At 40.0% G+C, this 17,976-nt stretch carries 13 protein-coding genes; 9 read left to right on the top strand and 4 right to left on the bottom strand.

Going from position 1 to position 17,976, the window contains the following annotated elements:
* The first annotated feature begins 5 nt into the window (after positions 1 to 5).
* The 3 genes from rarD (at position 6) to AC21OH_RS04420 (ending at position 2,351) form a co-directional block, all read left to right on the top strand.
* Entirely contained in the window at positions 6 to 917 is a 912-nt protein-coding gene (gene rarD / locus AC21OH_RS04430) for an EamA family transporter RarD (RefSeq protein WP_487370392.1), read from the top strand.
* 148 nt (positions 918 to 1,065) lie between these two features.
* Positions 1,066 to 1,443 (top strand): dihydroneopterin aldolase, encoded by a 378-nt coding sequence (gene folB, locus AC21OH_RS04425; protein ID WP_487370360.1) that lies wholly within the window; start codon positions 1,066 to 1,068, stop codon positions 1,441 to 1,443.
* A 272-nt stretch (positions 1,444 to 1,715) separates the two neighbouring features.
* A complete protein-coding gene (locus tag AC21OH_RS04420) occupies positions 1,716 to 2,351 on the top strand; it encodes a hypothetical protein (RefSeq protein ID WP_487370361.1) in 636 nt (211 codons plus the stop codon).
* Between the two features lie 75 nt (positions 2,352 to 2,426).
* Here the strand turns inward: AC21OH_RS04420 and cysE are convergent, their stop codons facing one another.
* The 3 genes from cysE to AC21OH_RS04405 all read right to left on the bottom strand — a co-directional run bounded on the left by cysE (position 2,427) and on the right by AC21OH_RS04405 (position 5,425).
* Positions 2,427 to 3,365 (bottom strand): serine O-acetyltransferase, encoded by a 939-nt coding sequence (cysE, locus tag AC21OH_RS04415; RefSeq protein ID WP_487370362.1) that lies wholly within the window; start codon positions 3,363 to 3,365, stop codon positions 2,427 to 2,429.
* Between the two features lie 152 nt (positions 3,366 to 3,517).
* On the bottom strand, positions 3,518 to 4,417 hold the full coding sequence (locus AC21OH_RS04410; protein WP_487370363.1) for an RNA methyltransferase: 900 nt from the start codon (positions 4,415 to 4,417) through the stop codon (positions 3,518 to 3,520).
* A gap of 123 nt (positions 4,418 to 4,540) precedes the next feature.
* Complete coding sequence (locus tag AC21OH_RS04405; protein WP_487370364.1) at positions 4,541 to 5,425, bottom strand: LysR family transcriptional regulator; 885 nt, start codon at positions 5,423 to 5,425, stop codon at positions 4,541 to 4,543.
* A 554-nt stretch (positions 5,426 to 5,979) separates the two neighbouring features.
* On the opposite strand from AC21OH_RS04405, the gene AC21OH_RS04400 reads away from it, so the two are divergent.
* From AC21OH_RS04400 to AC21OH_RS04375, 6 genes are all read left to right on the top strand, one after another.
* On the top strand, positions 5,980 to 6,462 hold the full coding sequence (locus tag AC21OH_RS04400; protein ID WP_487370365.1) for a RidA family protein: 483 nt from the start codon (positions 5,980 to 5,982) through the stop codon (positions 6,460 to 6,462).
* Between the two features lie 174 nt (positions 6,463 to 6,636).
* On the top strand, positions 6,637 to 8,091 hold the full coding sequence (locus tag AC21OH_RS04395; RefSeq protein WP_487370366.1) for an aldehyde dehydrogenase family protein: 1,455 nt from the start codon (positions 6,637 to 6,639) through the stop codon (positions 8,089 to 8,091).
* Between the two features lie 54 nt (positions 8,092 to 8,145).
* Positions 8,146 to 9,168: a membrane dipeptidase gene (locus tag AC21OH_RS04390; protein WP_487370367.1), complete on the top strand. Its 1,023-nt coding sequence runs from the start codon at positions 8,146 to 8,148 to the stop codon at positions 9,166 to 9,168.
* 117 nt (positions 9,169 to 9,285) lie between these two features.
* The gene (locus AC21OH_RS04385; protein ID WP_487370368.1) at positions 9,286 to 11,103 is read left to right on the top strand and encodes a BCCT family transporter; all 1,818 of its coding nucleotides are present in this window, start codon (positions 9,286 to 9,288) and stop codon (positions 11,101 to 11,103) included.
* A gap of 73 nt (positions 11,104 to 11,176) precedes the next feature.
* Positions 11,177 to 13,048: a hypothetical protein gene (locus AC21OH_RS04380; RefSeq protein ID WP_487370369.1), complete on the top strand. Its 1,872-nt coding sequence runs from the start codon at positions 11,177 to 11,179 to the stop codon at positions 13,046 to 13,048.
* Positions 13,049 to 13,145: 97 nt separating this feature from the next.
* Positions 13,146 to 13,934 (top strand): DUF3726 domain-containing protein, encoded by a 789-nt coding sequence (locus AC21OH_RS04375; RefSeq protein WP_487370370.1) that lies wholly within the window; start codon positions 13,146 to 13,148, stop codon positions 13,932 to 13,934.
* A gap of 60 nt (positions 13,935 to 13,994) precedes the next feature.
* Here the strand turns inward: AC21OH_RS04375 and dnaE are convergent, their stop codons facing one another.
* Positions 13,995 to 17,690, bottom strand: coding sequence for a DNA polymerase III subunit alpha (gene dnaE, locus AC21OH_RS04370; protein WP_487370371.1), 3,696 nt, complete (start codon positions 17,688 to 17,690; stop codon positions 13,995 to 13,997).
* Positions 17,691 to 17,976 lie beyond the last annotated feature (286 nt).

The following is a 17,976-nucleotide window of genomic DNA, read 5'->3' as shown; positions in this document are numbered from 1 at the left end:
AGGGTATGACTACTAAGGCCAAACCCGCTATGATCCAAACGACAACCAAAGGGGTTTTGACTGCTTTAGCTGCTTTTTCAATATGGGGTTCATTTCCATTTTATTTTAAACAGTTAAGTCAATACAATGCTGTCGAGATTATAGGGCATCGTATTGTTTGGACATTTATATGCTTACTGATTGTACTGACTATTAGTAAACGCTGGGATTGGATAAACACTCTAAAACGTCATCCAAGACTTATTTGGATTACTTTTTTATCTGGTTTGATTATTGCCATAAACTGGTTGACCTACGTGTGGGCAGTCAATGCCAATCAAATTTTAGAAGCCAGCTTAGGGTATTTTATCAGTCCATTAGTGGGTATATTATTGTCACTAATCGTATTAAAAGAGCGTCTAAGACTGCTTCAATGGATAGCGGTAGGTTTTGCAGCGGCATCGGTTTTGATTCAAGTGGCGATGTTAGGTAGTCTGCCTTGGGTTTCTTTGATTTTGGCATGCTCGTTCAGTGTGTATGGGGTGATGCAGCGTAGAACGCCTTTAGCAGCGCTAGATGCATTATTTTTAGAAACGGCGTTATTAGTACCGATTTGTATTTACTGGTTTATGACGACAGATGTGGTCAGCTCCAACCTTTCATTTTGGTGGAGTAATAACATATGGTTCTTAATGCTGGCAGGACCTGTGACATTGATACCACTATTATTATTTAATAAATCAACCAAGATGGTCGCCTTTAGTATTATTAGTTTTATGAATTATCTAACACCTACGATTATATTTTTGGTCGCCATATTCTATTATCACGAACCTTTTGATTCTAAGCGATTGATGGTGTTTGGTTTAATTTGGATAGGATTGTTATTGTTTAGTATTGATTTATGGCGGCATAGGCCGAGTAAGCTATTAAACTAACCGAAATCCGCTTAAAGACTATTTGCTTACTGATCAAATTTATGACGGTTCAAATGAAGGACTGATCAAGAATAAAAATAAAGCCAAACGGTTTTAATTAATAGTACAAATGTACGATAAAATAAACTATAAAATAAGGCAGAATTATATGCGTCATTCGGACAAGGTATATATCAAAGGGCTCAAAGTAGATGCTGTCATTGGCGTATACGATTGGGAGCGCGCAATCACCCAGCCCTTAGTTATCGATGTGACCATGAAAACTGACATTAATGAGGCAGCTAATACTGACAATATCGAACACACGATTAATTATAAAGCGGTATGCGATGATATAACTGCATGGTGCCAAGACACCAAAGCGATGCTTATAGAGCGTTTAGCTGTATTAATTGCAAACAATATACTCGAAAATTACGAAACCGATGAGGTTGAAATAAGCATCGGTAAACCAACAGCTATTAAAGAAGCAGATTTGGTTGCCGTGCAGATTGTACGTAGTCGACATGGAAACCTGAATAAGTAAACTCTAATTAAGTAATTTTTAAGTAAGTAGGTTCTACATTACAAATTTTAGATAATTTAATTAAAGATAAGTAGCTGCTAGGTAAGTAGGTGATGGGCAGGTAGGTGATGGGCAGGTAGGTGATAGGTAGTAAGTAGGTTAGTAGGTGATAGGTAATAAGATTCCAGGTGGTGAGGTTTTATAAAGTCATCGTTTTTTATATTTCGATAAACCGATGCATTAATTTAGATAGCCATTATATAAAAAGACGATTAGGTTGAGGACACACTTAGATGAGTGGTCAAAAAATTTTAAAAACAAACGAAACTAACCCTAGCATGAAGGGCAGTAGTTCTGATACCTATCAAATAAACCTGCCTTTTACGGCTTTGCAGTCTTTAAGCAAACAAAGCGATCAGGTTACACATGCGGTCTTAATAGAACTCGGAAGTAATACAAATACTGAACAGCATCTGAAGCGAGCAAGAGAGGAGCTTGAATCGATTTCAGATTTTACAAAATGGTCATCTGAATTCGTTAATCAAGACTATACGGCCACACCAGATAATCCAAAACCAGATTATACCAATCAATGTGGATTTCTAATACTAAACACTCAAAAATTCAATAATGTATATAACTTAGGTGATGACGCCATAACATTGGGCGAATTCGTTAAAACGACAAAAGTTTTAGAAAAAATAATACAAAATGATTGTTATGCCGCCGAGCTTATTAGCAAATTAGACACAGAGGTTTTTATTAACCATATAAAAGCACCTAAGGTACGTCAGGTTATCATAGATATAGACGTTTTAGCATTTAAAGGAGAGGGTAACCAGCTGATAGCGATATTAGAGCGGTATCCTTTCAAGCATCATGAATGGGTCGGTATCAAAGAGCTCATCAAAGCGCAAGCTTTTGTATAAATGGGGTAAAATCATTTAAATACTATAGGTTTGCGATTCTTTTAAGCCCTCTTATATGATTAGAATTGAAGCGGTCTAAGAGTTTCTAATGAGGTCCAAATCCTCTGAAGTCAATTTGTCGCATTCAGTTGCCTTAAACTTTGGGTCAAGCCTACAAACAGCTTTTTGTAGCTCATTAATGCGTATTTCTGATTGCTGAATGTGATCGAGCATTTTTGCGAAAGCTTCAGCCACAGGGTCTTCTGAATTTGGGTTTAGGCCGTAAGCGCTAAAGTCAAAACGTTCTTTAATCGGTATCGAGGTAGCCTTTGTCTTATCTGTTTGGGTACGATATGAAATAGTACTGTCTGTTTTAGAGCTGTCTGTTTTAGAGCTGTCAGTTTTAGAGCTGTCTGTTTTAGAGCTGTCTATTCTGGTACCGTCAGGGCAGGAGTTTTCTTTTAAATCCATTTTTGAAGAACTTTGGGGTTCACTTGTTTGGGTGATCATACGTGCGGCACTACCGACCATAGTTGCTTCCTGAGGTACTGACTTAACCACGACAGCATTAGAGCCTATTTTAGCGTTTTTACCGACGGTAAAGGGTCCAAGTACCTTGGCGCCTGCCCCAACAATAACACCATCTTCTAAAGTAGGATGACGTTTACCATTTCCGAGCGACACACCGCCAAGCGTAACGCCATGATACAAGGTAACATCGTTACCTATTTGAGCGGTTTCACCTATCACCACACCCATGCCATGATCGATAAAAAACCGTTTGCCAATCTGTGCAGCAGGATGAATCTCAATACCAGTCAACATGCGCGAACCATAAGAAAGCGAGCGAGCGCAAAATTTAAAATCTTTGTTCCATAAGTAATGTGCGCCTCGATGCATAATTAGCGCGTGTATACCTGGGTAGGTCAATAACACTTCTAAACTATTGCGCGCGGCGGGGTCACGATTAAATACAGAAGCAATATCTTCTTGTAATGAGAACTTGGCTTTTTGAATGGCTTTAATGAGTCTCATATCACAGTCTTATAATAGATTAAGTTTAAAAGTTAGCTTAGGCGCATTTGCGGATTATTTTTTATGTTTTTTATGAGTTTTAAAGGGTCTAAACATTGATAGATCTTATTATACGCCTTTATTTAATAATAAATATGAGTATATTATCTACATTATTTATCGATAAGTTTACGACTAATTTTAGCAATTATAGCATTTATAATCTCATATTCCTTCTGATCGAGTTGAACCCTAGATATTAATCGTAAAAGTCGGCTGGGTAGCTCTCTAAGCGTATCGTTATCGGTGCTTTTGATAAGATCCAATTGATACATTAGTTCAATAAGTCTAGTTTCCAAAGCTGCTTTTTGTTCATGACTAATGGCGGGAGTGTCCCATATCTGACGAATGACCACATCAATTTGCTTTGACTCGGCAATTTTATCTGGTGTTGAATTCAATGCTGTATTAGATATGGCTAGCGAGCTTGGCGTATTTGACACATTGCTAAATTGATGCGAGAACTGGCTATAAATAAAACTTGAAATAACTTGAATAGCAGATGCCACGTTGAGTACTGGATAGTTAGGATTGGCATCAATTTGAATATGATAATCTGCTAAGGCAAGCTCATCATTAGTTAATCCTCTGTCTTCACGCCCAAATATAATGGCTATGTTAGAGCTATTCAAAGGTCTTGAAATCATGATTTGAGCTGCCATATCGGGAGAGACTACAGGACGCGGCAAATGGCGTTGACGACTACTGGCAGCAAATACCAGTTCACAATCTTGAATAGCTTCTGCCAGAGTATCTACGATATTGCAATTATTTAGAACGTGCTGCGCACCCGCCGCATGAGCGGCGCTGTCTGCATCAATAGGACGTGCAGGGTCTACAACCATCAGATCTTCTATACCCATAGTATACATTGCCCTTGCAGCCGAACCTATATTGGCAGGCAGGGTCGTATTGACCATAATGATTCTAATGCGGCCGAGTTGTTCATGTAACGCAGTCGAATTCTCATTAGATAAAGGTTGGTTTTGATTTTCTACATTAGGCGCAGTCATAACTTCTCAAAGTATTGTTTATTATTAGGTGTTAATAAGTCTTAGGTATTGATAAATTAGGTATGTTTTAGATTTTTACGAGCCATCTTGGACGGTTATTAGCTTTCAATTTGAAACTCCCTTTTAATCGCTTAATGTCTGCACGTAGCTTTCACATAGTTCTGTAAATATCTGAGCTTGGGGCGATAACGTTCTATCTTTTACGCTAAAGATTCCAATTTGGCGTTTAACAAGTGGTTCGAGTAAAGGTATCCATACTAACTGAGTATCATACTCAGGAAATGCAAGTTTAGGTAATGTGGTAACGCCTAACTGATTACGAAGCAATGAAAACAAAGAGGTTATATTTGCAACTTCATAACGGGGGGTTTGATTGATTTTATACGCTGGTGTATGGTCAAGTAGGTGACACGTACCATTGAGTATAAAGGATTCAGACATTAACTCTTGCCAAACAACCCCTTTTTTATAAGCCGCTAATCGATGCCCTTGGGTACAAACCACGCCGATGGCATCTTCAAGCAATAACGAAAATACAAATTCCTCTTGATTGAGTGTGCTTAAGTTACCCAGTGCGATATCCACCTCACCTGCCAGCAAGCGTTTACAGACTCCTACTGAATTGTCATCCACAATACTAATTTCTACATCTGGGTACAACCTTGAATATTCTCGAAGAACATTAGGGAGCAATCTTGTGGCTAATGACGGCACTGTGGCAATCCGAATCTTACCAACTTTCCCTAAAGCTTCCTTGAGCAAGTCTAATTCTAAGTTTTTATAAACTTCCATAAATCGCTGTATTTTTGGTAAGCAAGCGCGGCCAAACGGTGTCAGTTTTGTATGATTACCTCTTTCAAATAATACGCTGCCTAATTCATTCTCAAGTGCTTTTATAGAGGATGACAAAGTTGCTTGCGATCGATTGGCTTTTGAAGCCGCCGCTCTAAATCCATCTTCTTCGACGACAAATAAAAAATGTCTTAACTGTTGCAGCTTTATATTCATAACGACTATCTTGATTTTGTTTAGACCTATATCTATAAGATTTATTATAAACATACTGATAGATTTTATCTATCATAATTATAATTTAATTTGTTAGATAAATCACATTTTAATACTTATCATAGGTGCATATAGTCAAAGAAATCTATATTGGCTACAAGGCAACCGAGTGCAAGTACTACTAGGGTAGGCTTAACGAGGTTAACACCGTGACTCTTTATAAGTTCGCTGACTATATAGTAGGGCAAGCGAGGTCAACACCGTAACCCTTTAGTATTTCGCTGACTATAAATAAGCTTTAATACGTGTTCAACTAAATTAAATAGAACTCATTTTATACACTATGATGGTCTTAAATGATCCGATGCACATAATTAGTTTTAATATTTATAAATAGATTTTATTTGATCAATCCCAAGCTTATATTCAACTCTATCTATGAGCTCATGTTAAGAGCTTTCTTTAAGAACAACTATTAAGAACAATTATTAAGAACAATTATTAAGAACAATTATTTATAGCCTTGCTAAACATTCAAGATAATGGATAACCTCATGACTTCAAATAGTTCTTTAAAACAATCTGAACAATCAAAACAAACTGAACAGACAATGCAAACTAATCTGGCGAATGAAGCAAACGTACAAAAGCTGCCTATTCAAACCCAATTATATGCTTCAAAAGCACCTTTGGAATGGGCAGTAGTCAGTAACGGAACTTTGTATACTGCGCAAATCCCGATTGATGATACAGGCGCCGTTGTCGATGGGGGTATTGAAGCACAAACGCGTCAAACCTTTAAAAATCTAGAACATACGCTCGACTGTGCTGGCGTGACTATGGATGCCATTAATCAAGTACTTATCTATGTGACTGAGCGTAAATATTTGACGACGGTCAATCAGATTTATAGTGATTACTTCAATGCGCCATATCCAAATAGAGCTGCTGTAGTTGTAGCTGGACTGGCGCGAGAAGAAATGCTCGTAGAATTTGTGATATATGCATCAGTGCCTAATAGCGGAACTAAAGAATAGTATTAAAACTAATTTAATTTATCCAATGATTTTGATTTACTAAACTTTTAGACCTAGGTTATATGAAAGAGCTTTATGAAATTTCATATACTCTTATTACGCCTATAAGTCCTAAACAGAATTTTAACCACATATATTAACAACTTACCTTTTTGATGACGCAAGGATCGCATTATGACTAACTTACCCACTACCAATGCTTTATACATCAATGGTGAATGGCGGGAGGGATCGAACACCATAACCAATATCAACCCGTCTGATATAACCGAGACAATAGGTGTCTTTGCTCAAGCCGATGAGTCTCAGGTCCAAGAAGCAATAGACGCTGCGCGCCGTGCACAGCCAGAATGGGCGAGTGTCCCTATGGAACGTAAGCAAAGTATATTACAGTCCATCGGGGATGAGTTAATAGCGCGATGTGATGAGTTAGGGCGTTTACTGTCTAGAGAAGAGGGCAAGCCCTTTGCTGAAGGCGGCGGTGAAATATATCGCTCAGGTCAGTTTTTTCATTATTATGCAGCCGGGGTGTTACGCCAAATGGGTGATCTGGCTGATTCGGTACGCCAGGGCGTTAAAGTTGAAGTAACAAGAGAGGCGGTCGGTGTTGTCGCCATCATATCGCCATGGAATTTCCCTACAGCAACGGCGGTTTGGAAGATAGCGCCTGCATTGGCATACGGTAATAGCGTTATATGGAAGCCTGCCAACTTAACCCCAGCCAGTGCGGTTGCATTAACCGAGATTATTCATAGGCATGGCTTGCCCTCTGGCACGTTCAATTTATTGTTGGGCGGCGGCAGCAGTGTTGGCGATGCACTCATTAACGCCACAGATATTGATGCCGTCAGCTTTACAGGATCGGTTGAAACAGGGCGTAAAGTAGCGGCCGCAACTGCGCCCAACTTCGTACGTTGTCAGTTAGAAATGGGAAGTAAAAACGCCTTAGTTATTGCCAATGATGCCGATATGAATATTGCCATTGACGCCTCTATTGCAGGGTCATTCTCAGGATCAGGTCAAAAATGCACGGCATCGTCTCGCTTATTGGTGATGGATAGTGTTTATGATGAATATGTTGAAAAACTACTCAAACGAATTGAATCATTAAAAGTAGGCCATGCGCTAGAAGAAGGCATATTTATGGGGCCAGTGGTAGATAATACCCAACTAAAATCTAACTTAGATTGGGTTGCTAAAACTAAAAGTCAGGGCGCAGATGTTGCTTGTGGTGGCACGCGTTTGGATATGCCACACGATGGCTATTATATGGCGCCTACCTTACTTCTAAATACTGAAAATGATTGGGACGTCAACCAAGAAGAGGTGTTTGCACCGTTAGCGTCTGTTATTCGTATTAGCGACGAAATTGATGAAGCGATTGCCATGACTAACGCCACACGATTTGGTTTAACGGGCGGCATTATTACCCAAAGTTTACGCAATAGTGCTTTATTCAAAGAAAAAGTCGAGGCGGGGTGCGTTATGGTGAATCTAGCGACAGCAGGCACGGATTACCATGTGCCTTTTGGTGGCCGCAAATCATCGAGCTTTGGTCCTCGAGAACAGGGTCAATACGCGAAAGAATTCTATACCATTGTTAAAACCGCCTATCAAAAAGCTTATTGAAACATTAGATATATATAAACACTAGATATATAAAGCGAAGCTCAAGGAAGAACCATGTTTGAAGATAAGATCGTAATTGATGGACTTCAATACTCTAATTGGAATAGAGACTATTTTTTGATGCTACAGGCCAGTGGCATTAACACCGTTCATGCAACTTTGGTTTATCACGAAAATGCAAGAGAGACATTAACTAGGTTTGCCGAATGGGAGCTGCATTTTGAACAAAACGCGGATGTCATCATGCCTATATATACGGCTCAAGACATCGATACAGCCAAGCGTATGGGTAAAGTCGGCATTATATTTGGCGCACAAAACTGCTCACCAATCGATGATGAGATTGGACTGATAAGTGTTATGAAAAAGTTAGGTTTAAGTATCATGCAGTTGACTTACAACAATCAAAGTTTGCTAGCGACCGGATGTTATGAAAAACATGACTCTGGAATTACACGTTTTGGAGAGCAAGTAATAAAAGAGATGAACCGAGTCGGAATGATTATTGACATGTCGCATAGTGCTGAGCGATCAACTCTTGAAGCCATTGAGCAATCTGTACGTCCTATATGTATTAGCCATGCCAACCCATCTTTTGCCCATGATGCACTACGCAACAAATCTAATGAGGTCATCAAATCATTGATATCGAAAGGCGGACTATTGGGGTTTAGTTTATATCCTTTTCACCTACCTAATGGTAGCGATTGTACGCTAAATGATTTTTGTGTCATGGTTGCCAAAACGGCAGAGATGGTGGGTGTTGATGGACTAGGGATAGGCAGTGACTTGTGTTTGAATCAACCTGTCTCTGTGCTTGAATGGATGCGTAATGGCCGCTGGTCAAAGAAAAAAGACTATGGCGAAGGGTCTGCCAATAACGCAGGCTGGCCAGAGTCACTACCTTGGTTTGCGGGTAAAGACGGTATGCACAATATTTATGAAGGACTTCTAAGAGTCGGGTTTGATGAGGTAGAAGCTGGTCAAATTATTGGAGGTAACTGGTATGCGTTTCTTGACCAGTCTTTAAAGACTCAAAACCAAACAGACCCTAATAATTTCAACTTAACAACTTAAATAAGCCTCATCGATATAACTAAAAATAGGTCAAATCCGCTTCATTATGTAGAGAAGGAATCTTTATAAATGAAGTGCCTGTAGGTCAATATAACGTTCATATAAGGATATAAGACAATGACTGATAAGGATATCACCCCAAATAACTCTAAAGTTGACTCTGAAATTTATTCTAAGACGAATAACAATGGAACCAGCGCTGTCGATAAGACCGTCATTAATAAAGACACATTAGGCTTGTCAAATCCGGCCTTATGGTATAGCGGCGGATTTATTTTAATGTTTGTATTACTAGCCGTCTTTAACCAAGAGTTATTGGCTCAAATCGTAGAAGTAGGATTCAACTGGTCTGTTAAATTCTTCGGTCCTGTCTGGCAAATTTTATTGTTAGCGACGTTTGTTATTGCCTTGGTTGTTGGGGCGGGACGAACAGGACGGGTTATATTAGGCAATATGGCCAAACCTGAGATGGACAGCTTTAAATGGATGGCAATATTATTCTGCACCCTATTAGCAGGTGGGGGCGTCTTTTGGGCAGCGGCAGAGCCTTTGGCTCATTTTGTAACGCCGCCGCCTTTATTTGCTGAAACGGCTGATATTCAGCAGCAAGCATTTAATGCGTTATCCCAATCATTCATGCATTGGGGGTTTTTGGCTTGGGCTATTGTAGGTAGTCTGTCCGCAATAGTTATTATGCATTTACATTATGATAAAGGCCTACCGCTTAAGCCGCGTACTTTTTTATATCCTGTATTTGGAGATCGTGTGCTAACAGGGCAGACGGGTGCAATTATTGATGCTTGTTGTATCGTTGCCGTGGCTGCTGGAACTATCGGACCAATTGGCTTTTTAGGATTGCAAATTAGCTATGCGTTCAATGTTTTATTTGGTTTACCAGATACGTTCACCACACAGCTTATCATCATTTTATTTGCCGTAGCCATGTATACCCTGTCAGCTATAAGTGGACTTGCTAGAGGCATGCAGTTATTGAGCCGCTTTAATGTCATGCTCGCAGTAGCATTAATGGTATTCATACTTATATTTGGCCCTAGTAACTTTATCGTTAATGGTTACATTCAGGGTTTGGGTAGTATGGTGGACAACTTTATACCGATGGCGACCTTTAGAGGAGATGAAGGCTGGCTTAGTTGGTGGACGGTGTTTTTTTGGGGATGGTTTTTAGGATACGGCCCCATGATGGCAATCTTTATCGCGCGTATTTCACGCGGACGCACGATCAGACAATTAATCACCACCGTCTGCTTAGTAGCACCTGTCGTAACCTGCTTTTGGTTTACGGTAGTAGGCGGAAGTGGACTTGCTTTTGAAATTGCAAATCCAGGAAGTGTAAGTACAGCCTTTGAAGGATTTAATCTGCCTGGTGCGCTACTGGCCATAACTCAGCAGTTACCATTTCCTAAGATCGTGTCCATTCTATTTTTAATTCTTACGACTGTTTTTATTATCACAACTGGCGATTCAATGACGTATACCATTAGTGTCGTAATTAGTGGTGAGCGTGAGCCAAATGCGCTTATTAGAACCTTTTGGGGTATTATGATGGGTATGACCGCGATAGTACTTATCTCAATTGGCTCTGGTGGTATTACAGCACTTCAATCATTCATTGTGATTACAGCGGTGCCAGTGTCTTTTATTATGATTCCAGCCTTATGGAATGGGCCTCAAATAGCGAGACAAATGGCAAAAGATCAAGACTTATACCGCCCCAATAGTATGCTGACACAAAGCTTAGAAACTAAGAGACTATTAAACAACAATATAATCGATACCAACATCAATATAATCGATAGGAACAACAATTTAACTTCCGATCACATCGATAATGGTGCCCTTACAAAGAGTCATCCAGCGGAATCAGCCACAGCTAAACCATTAGCTAGTGAGCCCATGGACAAACATACGCCATAATTTTACAACCAACAACAAGGAGAGCTTTAGGATTTTTATAAATATCTAATTCATGGATGAAGGAGAATAAAGCATGGCTAATGGTATTAAGGATAGGGATAAGGATAAGGATAAGGATAAGGATAAGGATACTAAAAACGTTGCAAGTAATATAAACGGTGCAACTGAGGCTGATGTTATCAATGCTAAGGATACACAGGTTTCATATATCGATGAGTTTTTAAACAAGTCTATAAGTAAGTCTTTAAACGAGACTTTTAACGACTCTACTAATAAGGCTCACAAAGAGAAGGTCGAAGCGTCTATAAAACTACGCGATCCGAGTGTCGTTATGAGTCCAGATAGACTCGGCGCCATGCATCAAACTCGTCTGAGCTTTGTTCGCACCTTACTTAGAAAAATCTACCGTGAAAAATGGCAACTAAACTTACAGCGGTGGTGGTTGACCTCAGAAGGTGTGGGTCACGCCATATATAGATTAACTACTCAAAACGGCATCTATCATCTCGTGATATTTTGTGATGATATCGCCGATGAGGAGCGTAACGATAGAGTGATTGCACAGCGCTGGGATGTCACGTTTTGTATGGTAAAAGGCGAGGTGCCTGAAGATCTGCTTCATCAACTTAAAAAAAACGTACCACTGCAAGAAGCGGGCAGAAATACCAATAAGGTTATCGTATTGGCTCGCGCTAACAAAAGTGTGCGCGTGTTCAATCACGTGGTGGATAGTTTGGCCCAAGGCATGCAACCCGATCCTAATGTTCTGGCTCAAGTTGGCTATATTTTAAGAACTACCGCCGTATACGGGAATGGCAAATTCGGAATTCATGATTTTAAACCTTTAGAGAGCTCAAGTGATTTCGGGCAGTCTTTTAGCGCGCAGATGTGCGCCGTGTACTTACTTAGAGAATTTAGTATAGACTGGGTTGAATTTTTAGCTAGAAATAAAGGAGGGTGTAAAACGGTCGGACTCGATCCACGCCTAAAACAATATTTAGGCGTCGGTAATGCAACGGGTCTAGGTATGGCGCCTTATTTAATTAATCATCCCAGTATCGTCGATCAATGGCTGAGCACTAGAGAAAAAGCATTGGCATCCGTTCTTAAAACTAACATAGATGAATCTAAACTCGATATTCTAAAGTCACTATTAAATAGAGCGTCAAATCATTTGAATGAAGTGATTACGATTAACGAGCTGCAAAAGTATAAGAATGAAATAGCATCCAAAGAGGTGAGTGATATAGTTAATCATTTAAATTTCACAAGCTATGGTTCTTGGGGTAACATGCTTGATGCCATAAATTCGAAAAGTTTTGAAACTCAAGAAGTGTTTATCGCCTGTTTACTAGAGCTGTATCCCGATAAAGTTGATGCATTTGAATATAACATGAATGCCGATGAAACAATGGAGATGCCGATTGGAAAAAAAGTAGCTGACGTTATCGAGGTGTTAGAGTCACGATATCAATGGGCAATCAACATAGATTTTGATGATCCTCAAAATAAATACTGGTTTTGGTATCGCTCAGAGGACAAAGAAGAACCCAGACTAGGCGTTAGAGGGAGTGAAGATGGTGTAGAAAAGGAACTTGCATTAGATATAGGTCGCCAAGCGCTAAATTTATACGCATCGCTAAAGCAGGTTGATCCGAATCAAAAAATGTCAGAATTTATACTCAAATATCCAAAATTCAGATATATCACGCGTAGAGTATGGACAATGGGTAATAAACAAATGGGCGATATTCAGATGAATATACTGCATAAAGAGGCGTTGCCAATCGATTTACTACGCTGCAAGTTATCCTTATTTGGAGCCACTAAGTTCGATCCCAGATCGGATAGGTGGGTGAGAATTACCTTATTCCAAGGCGCGCCAACCTTTAAAGAAGTTAACGATGAAGAATGGCTGTTTCCGTTATTACCTGAATTGAAATAAGACTCAACCGACCCTAGACATTTTTAGAATAATAATATTTATACATGCGACTAAGTTTTTACATCATAGCGTTAACTGTTCGAGAATGGAGCACAACATGATCGTCTCTCATAATGAAATTATAAATTTAGTGCAAAAGGCCTTTATTGGGACGCGCAATGTATATGGTGAATGTGAGCTGATTGCAAATATGGTGGCAGAATTACAAATGGCAGGTTTGGATGGCGTAATGCATTTTAATAATGCCAGTGATTATCTATTTAATGAGACAGAGACTGAAGTGGAGATTGATGTTCTAAATAACGATATTATCGACGATGTCGTATCAAACAATAACGATAAAGCAACGGCATCCACTTTAACCCTAAGTTTTGATTTTCATAATAATAGCATCTCCTATCATCTGCCAGCAGTTCTTGATTATGCTTTGGAGCACTTTGCTAGCGGCGGGCTTCAGCATATCAAATTAAAGCTTAGAAACTGTCATAATCGCTGGCTTGCTTATGGTGAATTATTAAGAATAGCAACCAAAGGCATTGCTTATGTCACCAAGTGGGATAATGGAAGCCATCCGAGACACACACTGTTTGCACTAAAGCTTGGTAATATTTATCCAGATTTATATTTACTAGACGATCAGCAAATATCTTCTATGAATGAACAAGATATGATTATTGAGTTATCAACCAGTACTTTTGAGCTTGAAAAGTATGTGCAAGGGTATACCAAATATTTAAGCGCTGAAGACATTATTGATAGACATCAACAATCTTGGGACTTAGGTATTGAGGTAGACGATCTTGAATGGCAAAAACTAAAACAAACCGCCAAGCTCATGCTCGTAAAAAATAGCGCAGCGTCAGAGCAAGGCGCTGGCGGTAATTAATCAAAATGTTCTTAAAATAATTTATGTTTTAAACGTTATACAGCCCCTTATAAAGCGCTATTATGAATAATGAAAGTGCAAATGATCATCCGCCACGATAGTGCTGAGCTGCATTAGATTGTCATCACTAGGATACATACGCCAATCCTCATTGAGATCCACATTAGCAATAGCAAAGTCGCAGAACACATTCAGTGATAGTGGAATACATCCATCATTTATAGTTGGGTTCATATTAGAAGGTACGTTGTCGGGCATGTTATTGTGCATAACAGGCGTCACTGCACCGTTTTCATGACTGTTCTGGTAACCGTTTTCGTAATAGGCATTGGCCGTATCTTGCCCGTTGACATCATCCATGTCATCATCAAAACTTGAGGATTCAATAAGCGCCGAATCTTGACGTGGAATAATATCTGCTTGAGCGGTCTTTAGTAGCGGCTCTATCGAGTGTAGCAACTGCTCATCATGAGTATGAATCTTAATGGTGATTTTTTTGATCCAGCGCTGACGACATTCTAGTAGCGTATAAGCATTATCTAACCGAGCGAATATTCTGCCATCCTTATCACGAATACCGCCTTTAATCACAATCACTTCATCTATTCTAAGCTTGTCTTTGATACGGTTAAAGCGTTCTGCATAGCAGCTGACTTCAAGTCGTGCAGTGCCGTCGTCGAGGGTGATCACGCAGCGGTTGCCAAAGTTTGCGATATCCATGATTAAACCCGCAAACATTGTACTACCGTTATAGCCTGTGTCCGCTAAGCTATCTAAGCGGGCATTATTGGTATAGATGGCCACTTCTTTACGATACTGATCGAGGGGATGTCCAGTCAGATATAGACCTAAGGTGTCTTTTTCAGCTTTAAGACGATGTTTGTCTCCCCAGATCAGATCAGCATCAGTAGGGAGCGGGGGAGCAGTGGTCGCGTTATCAACTTCACTGAACAAGTCCATCATCCCCAGTTCATCATTTTGACGTTGTTGCTCGGCCGCTTGTACGGCACTTGGCAGCTGCTTCATCAAAGCACCGCGAATTTGATGATGCTGATCTATATCTAAATCAGTACGCAGCGTCATCGCAAAGTCATCGAAACATCCTGATTTGATCAATGCTTCCAACGTTCGTTTATTGACCTTTTTAATATCGACACGGCGACAGAAGTCGTATAAATCAGTAAATGGCCCGCCTATCTGTCTTGCGTGTACTATGGACTCTACTGCACCCTCACCCACCCCTTTGATTGCACCTAATCCATAAATAATATTGGTAGGTTTATCAGCAACAAAATGCCATTCACTACGATTAACAGAAGGGTTGTCTACAGTTAAATCAAAGTTTTCACGGCAGTCATTGATGAAAAATACCACGTTATCAGTATTGTTCATATCGGATGTGAGCACTGCCGCCATAAATTCGGCAGGATAATAGTATTTTAGGTAGGCAGTTTGATACGCCAACACCCCATATGCCGCAGAATGTGATTTGTTAAAACCGTAACCGGCGAACTTTTCCATCAAATCAAAAACACCCCCAGATACCACTGGGTCGATGCCTTGATTGGTAGAACCCGATACGAAGATATCGCGCTGTTTGGCCATCTCTTCTGGTTTTTTCTTACCCATCGCGCGGCGCAGCATATCCGCCCCGCCTAGACTATATCCAGCCATAACCTGAGAGATCTGCATGACCTGTTCTTGATAGACGATAACGCCATTGGTATTTTCTAAAATTGGCTCAAGGTTTGGATGATCATATACCACCTTTTCACGGCCATGCTTGCGGTCAATATACATCTCTACCATGCCGGCATCTAAAGGGCCAGGTCGGTATAATGCACACATCGCGATCACATCTTCGATATCAGTTGGTTTAAGCTTAGCCAGATATTTCTTCATGCCAGAGCTTTCTAACTGGAATACCGCAGTGGTTTTGGCATCTTGTAAAAGTTTATAAGCATTTTTATCATCAAGCGGTAAATCTTCAAGCTCTATGGGCGGCTGGTTTTCACGAGCACGTCTTTCGTTAATATTTTTGACAGCGGCATTGATAACGGTAAGGTTACGCAAACCTAAAAAATCGAATTTGACCAATCCTACAGATTCGACATCGTCTTTATCAAATTGACTAACGCGGTGACCTTCTTCATCACAATAAATAGCGCTAAAATCAGTAATTTTATTAGGCGCAATCAATACACCGCCGGCATGTTTACCGACGTTACGCGTAATACCTTCAAGCTTTAATGCCATCTCCCAAATCTCATTGGCATCTTCATAATCCATATTGTCTGGATTGGAGATTAGATCTTTGAGTTGAGGCTCCTCTAATAGCGCATCTTGAAGGGTGATACCGGGCGTTTTGGGAATAAGTTTGGAGATTTTGTCAGCCAAACCGTAGGATTTACTCTGAACGCGAGCCACATCACGCACCACCGCTTTGGCGGCCATCGTACCAAAAGTAATGATTTGTGATACCGCTTCTCGGCCATACTGACTGGCCACATATTCAATAACGCGATCACGGCCTTCGATACAAAAGTCTATATCAAAGTCGGGCATAGACACCCGTTCAGGATTCAAGAAGCGCTCAAACAGCAAATCGTAATGTAACGGGTCTAAATCAGTAATATTAAGCGCATAAGCAACTAATGATCCCGCACCTGATCCACGTCCTGGACCTACAGGGACACCGTTGGCTTTAGCCCAGCGAATAAAGTCCATAACGATTAAAAAGTAACCGGGGAATCCCATCTTTAAAATGATATTGAGCTCGTGCTCTATACGCTCATCGTAGGGCTTACGAATCTCAGGCCAGGTATCGTCACGTTCTTCAACAGGGTAAAGTTTATCAAGCCTTGCATTAAGACCACGTTTGGATTCTGAGCGAAAAAAAGACTCGACTGTTTCGCCCTCTGGAACCGGAAATTCAGGCAATACGTTAATTCCAAGGGTTAAATTAACGTTGCAACGCTGTGCGAGTGTGACCGTGTTTTCTATCACTTGAGGTATGTCAGCAAATAACTCGACCATCTCTTGTTGAGTTTTTAAATACTGCTGGTCTGAATAGTTACGGGGCCGATTTGGATCTGCTAATACATAAGAGGTTGCAATACAAACACGCGCTTCATGAGCATCAAAATCTTCTTGTTTTAAAAATCGAACATCATTGTGCGCAATAATAGGAATCGCGTATTGACTGCCTGCATATATTGACTGTTTGATAAATGCATCTTCACCGGGGCGGTTGGTGCGCTTAATTGCAAAATATAAACGATCACCAAATGTCGATTTGTATTCCTCTATCAACCGATAGCCACGTTGTGGATTTGAACCTGTTAAAGCGTGGCCCACATCTGAATGTTCGGTGAATAATACAATGACCCCCTCATTGTTTTCTAAGATGTGTTGCTTGTTAACAACAGGAACCCCTCTATTATCGGGGTTCATACGCCCTTCAGTAAATCCAAGTGAAACAATACGGGTGATACTTTTATAGCCTTCGTTATTCATGGCCAATAAGGTTAATCGAGTAGACTCGTCATCTAGTATAATCTCTGCACCAATGATGGGCTTTATACCGGCGCCCAAGCACGCTCGATAAAACTTAACTGTGGCATATAGATTAGATAGATCCGTCAATGCCAACGCCATTTGACCGTCAGCGGCGGCAGCTTTTACCAAAGGTTTGATGCGAATAATCGAGTCTGTAATTGAAAACTCACTATGAATACCAAGATGTACAAATGCCATAAACGACCTGATTGTCTAAATTTTAATAGCTCAATATAAAAGCTTAAAGAATAGGGGGGAAATACAACAACATTATTTAACTAAATGAGAGGTATAACTATAAACAGTAAAAAAGTTAAATTTAATCATAAACTTAAAAGGTTAAATTGACTGGATTGTTTAGTGAGCTAAGAGAGTAAAACGGGTACACTAACGATCTAAATTGAGAGATAACTATAGCACTTTTTGAAACATTGAGCCATCAAAAATAGGGGCATGCCCTAGCTCATTTTGAGTGATATATAAA

The organism is Psychrobacter sp. CX10, from assembly GCF_057621575.2.
This window is presented reverse-complemented; position numbering and strand designations above follow the sequence as displayed.

Excerpts from the sequence above, each read along its gene's own strand:
- AC21OH_RS04375 (WP_487370370.1), top strand. The coding sequence starts at position 13,146 with ATGATCGTCTCTCATAATGAAATTATAAATTTAGTGCAAAAGGCCTTT.
- cysE (WP_487370362.1), bottom strand. The coding sequence starts at position 3,365 with ATGAGACTCATTAAAGCCATTCAAAAAGCCAAGTTCTCATTACAAGAA.
- folB (WP_487370360.1), top strand. The coding sequence starts at position 1,066 with ATGCGTCATTCGGACAAGGTATATATCAAAGGGCTCAAAGTAGATGCT.
- AC21OH_RS04410 (WP_487370363.1), bottom strand. The coding sequence starts at position 4,417 with ATGACTGCGCCTAATGTAGAAAATCAAAACCAACCTTTATCTAATGAG.
- AC21OH_RS04405 (WP_487370364.1), bottom strand. The coding sequence starts at position 5,425 with ATGAATATAAAGCTGCAACAGTTAAGACATTTTTTATTTGTCGTCGAA.
- AC21OH_RS04390 (WP_487370367.1), top strand. The coding sequence starts at position 8,146 with ATGTTTGAAGATAAGATCGTAATTGATGGACTTCAATACTCTAATTGG.
- AC21OH_RS04380 (WP_487370369.1), top strand. The coding sequence starts at position 11,177 with ATGGCTAATGGTATTAAGGATAGGGATAAGGATAAGGATAAGGATAAG.
- AC21OH_RS04400 (WP_487370365.1), top strand. The coding sequence starts at position 5,980 with ATGACTTCAAATAGTTCTTTAAAACAATCTGAACAATCAAAACAAACT.
- AC21OH_RS04395 (WP_487370366.1), top strand. The coding sequence starts at position 6,637 with ATGACTAACTTACCCACTACCAATGCTTTATACATCAATGGTGAATGG.
- AC21OH_RS04420 (WP_487370361.1), top strand. The coding sequence starts at position 1,716 with ATGAGTGGTCAAAAAATTTTAAAAACAAACGAAACTAACCCTAGCATG.
- rarD (WP_487370392.1), top strand. The coding sequence starts at position 6 with ATGACTACTAAGGCCAAACCCGCTATGATCCAAACGACAACCAAAGGG.
- AC21OH_RS04385 (WP_487370368.1), top strand. The coding sequence starts at position 9,286 with ATGACTGATAAGGATATCACCCCAAATAACTCTAAAGTTGACTCTGAA.
- dnaE (WP_487370371.1), bottom strand. The coding sequence starts at position 17,690 with ATGGCATTTGTACATCTTGGTATTCATAGTGAGTTTTCAATTACAGAC.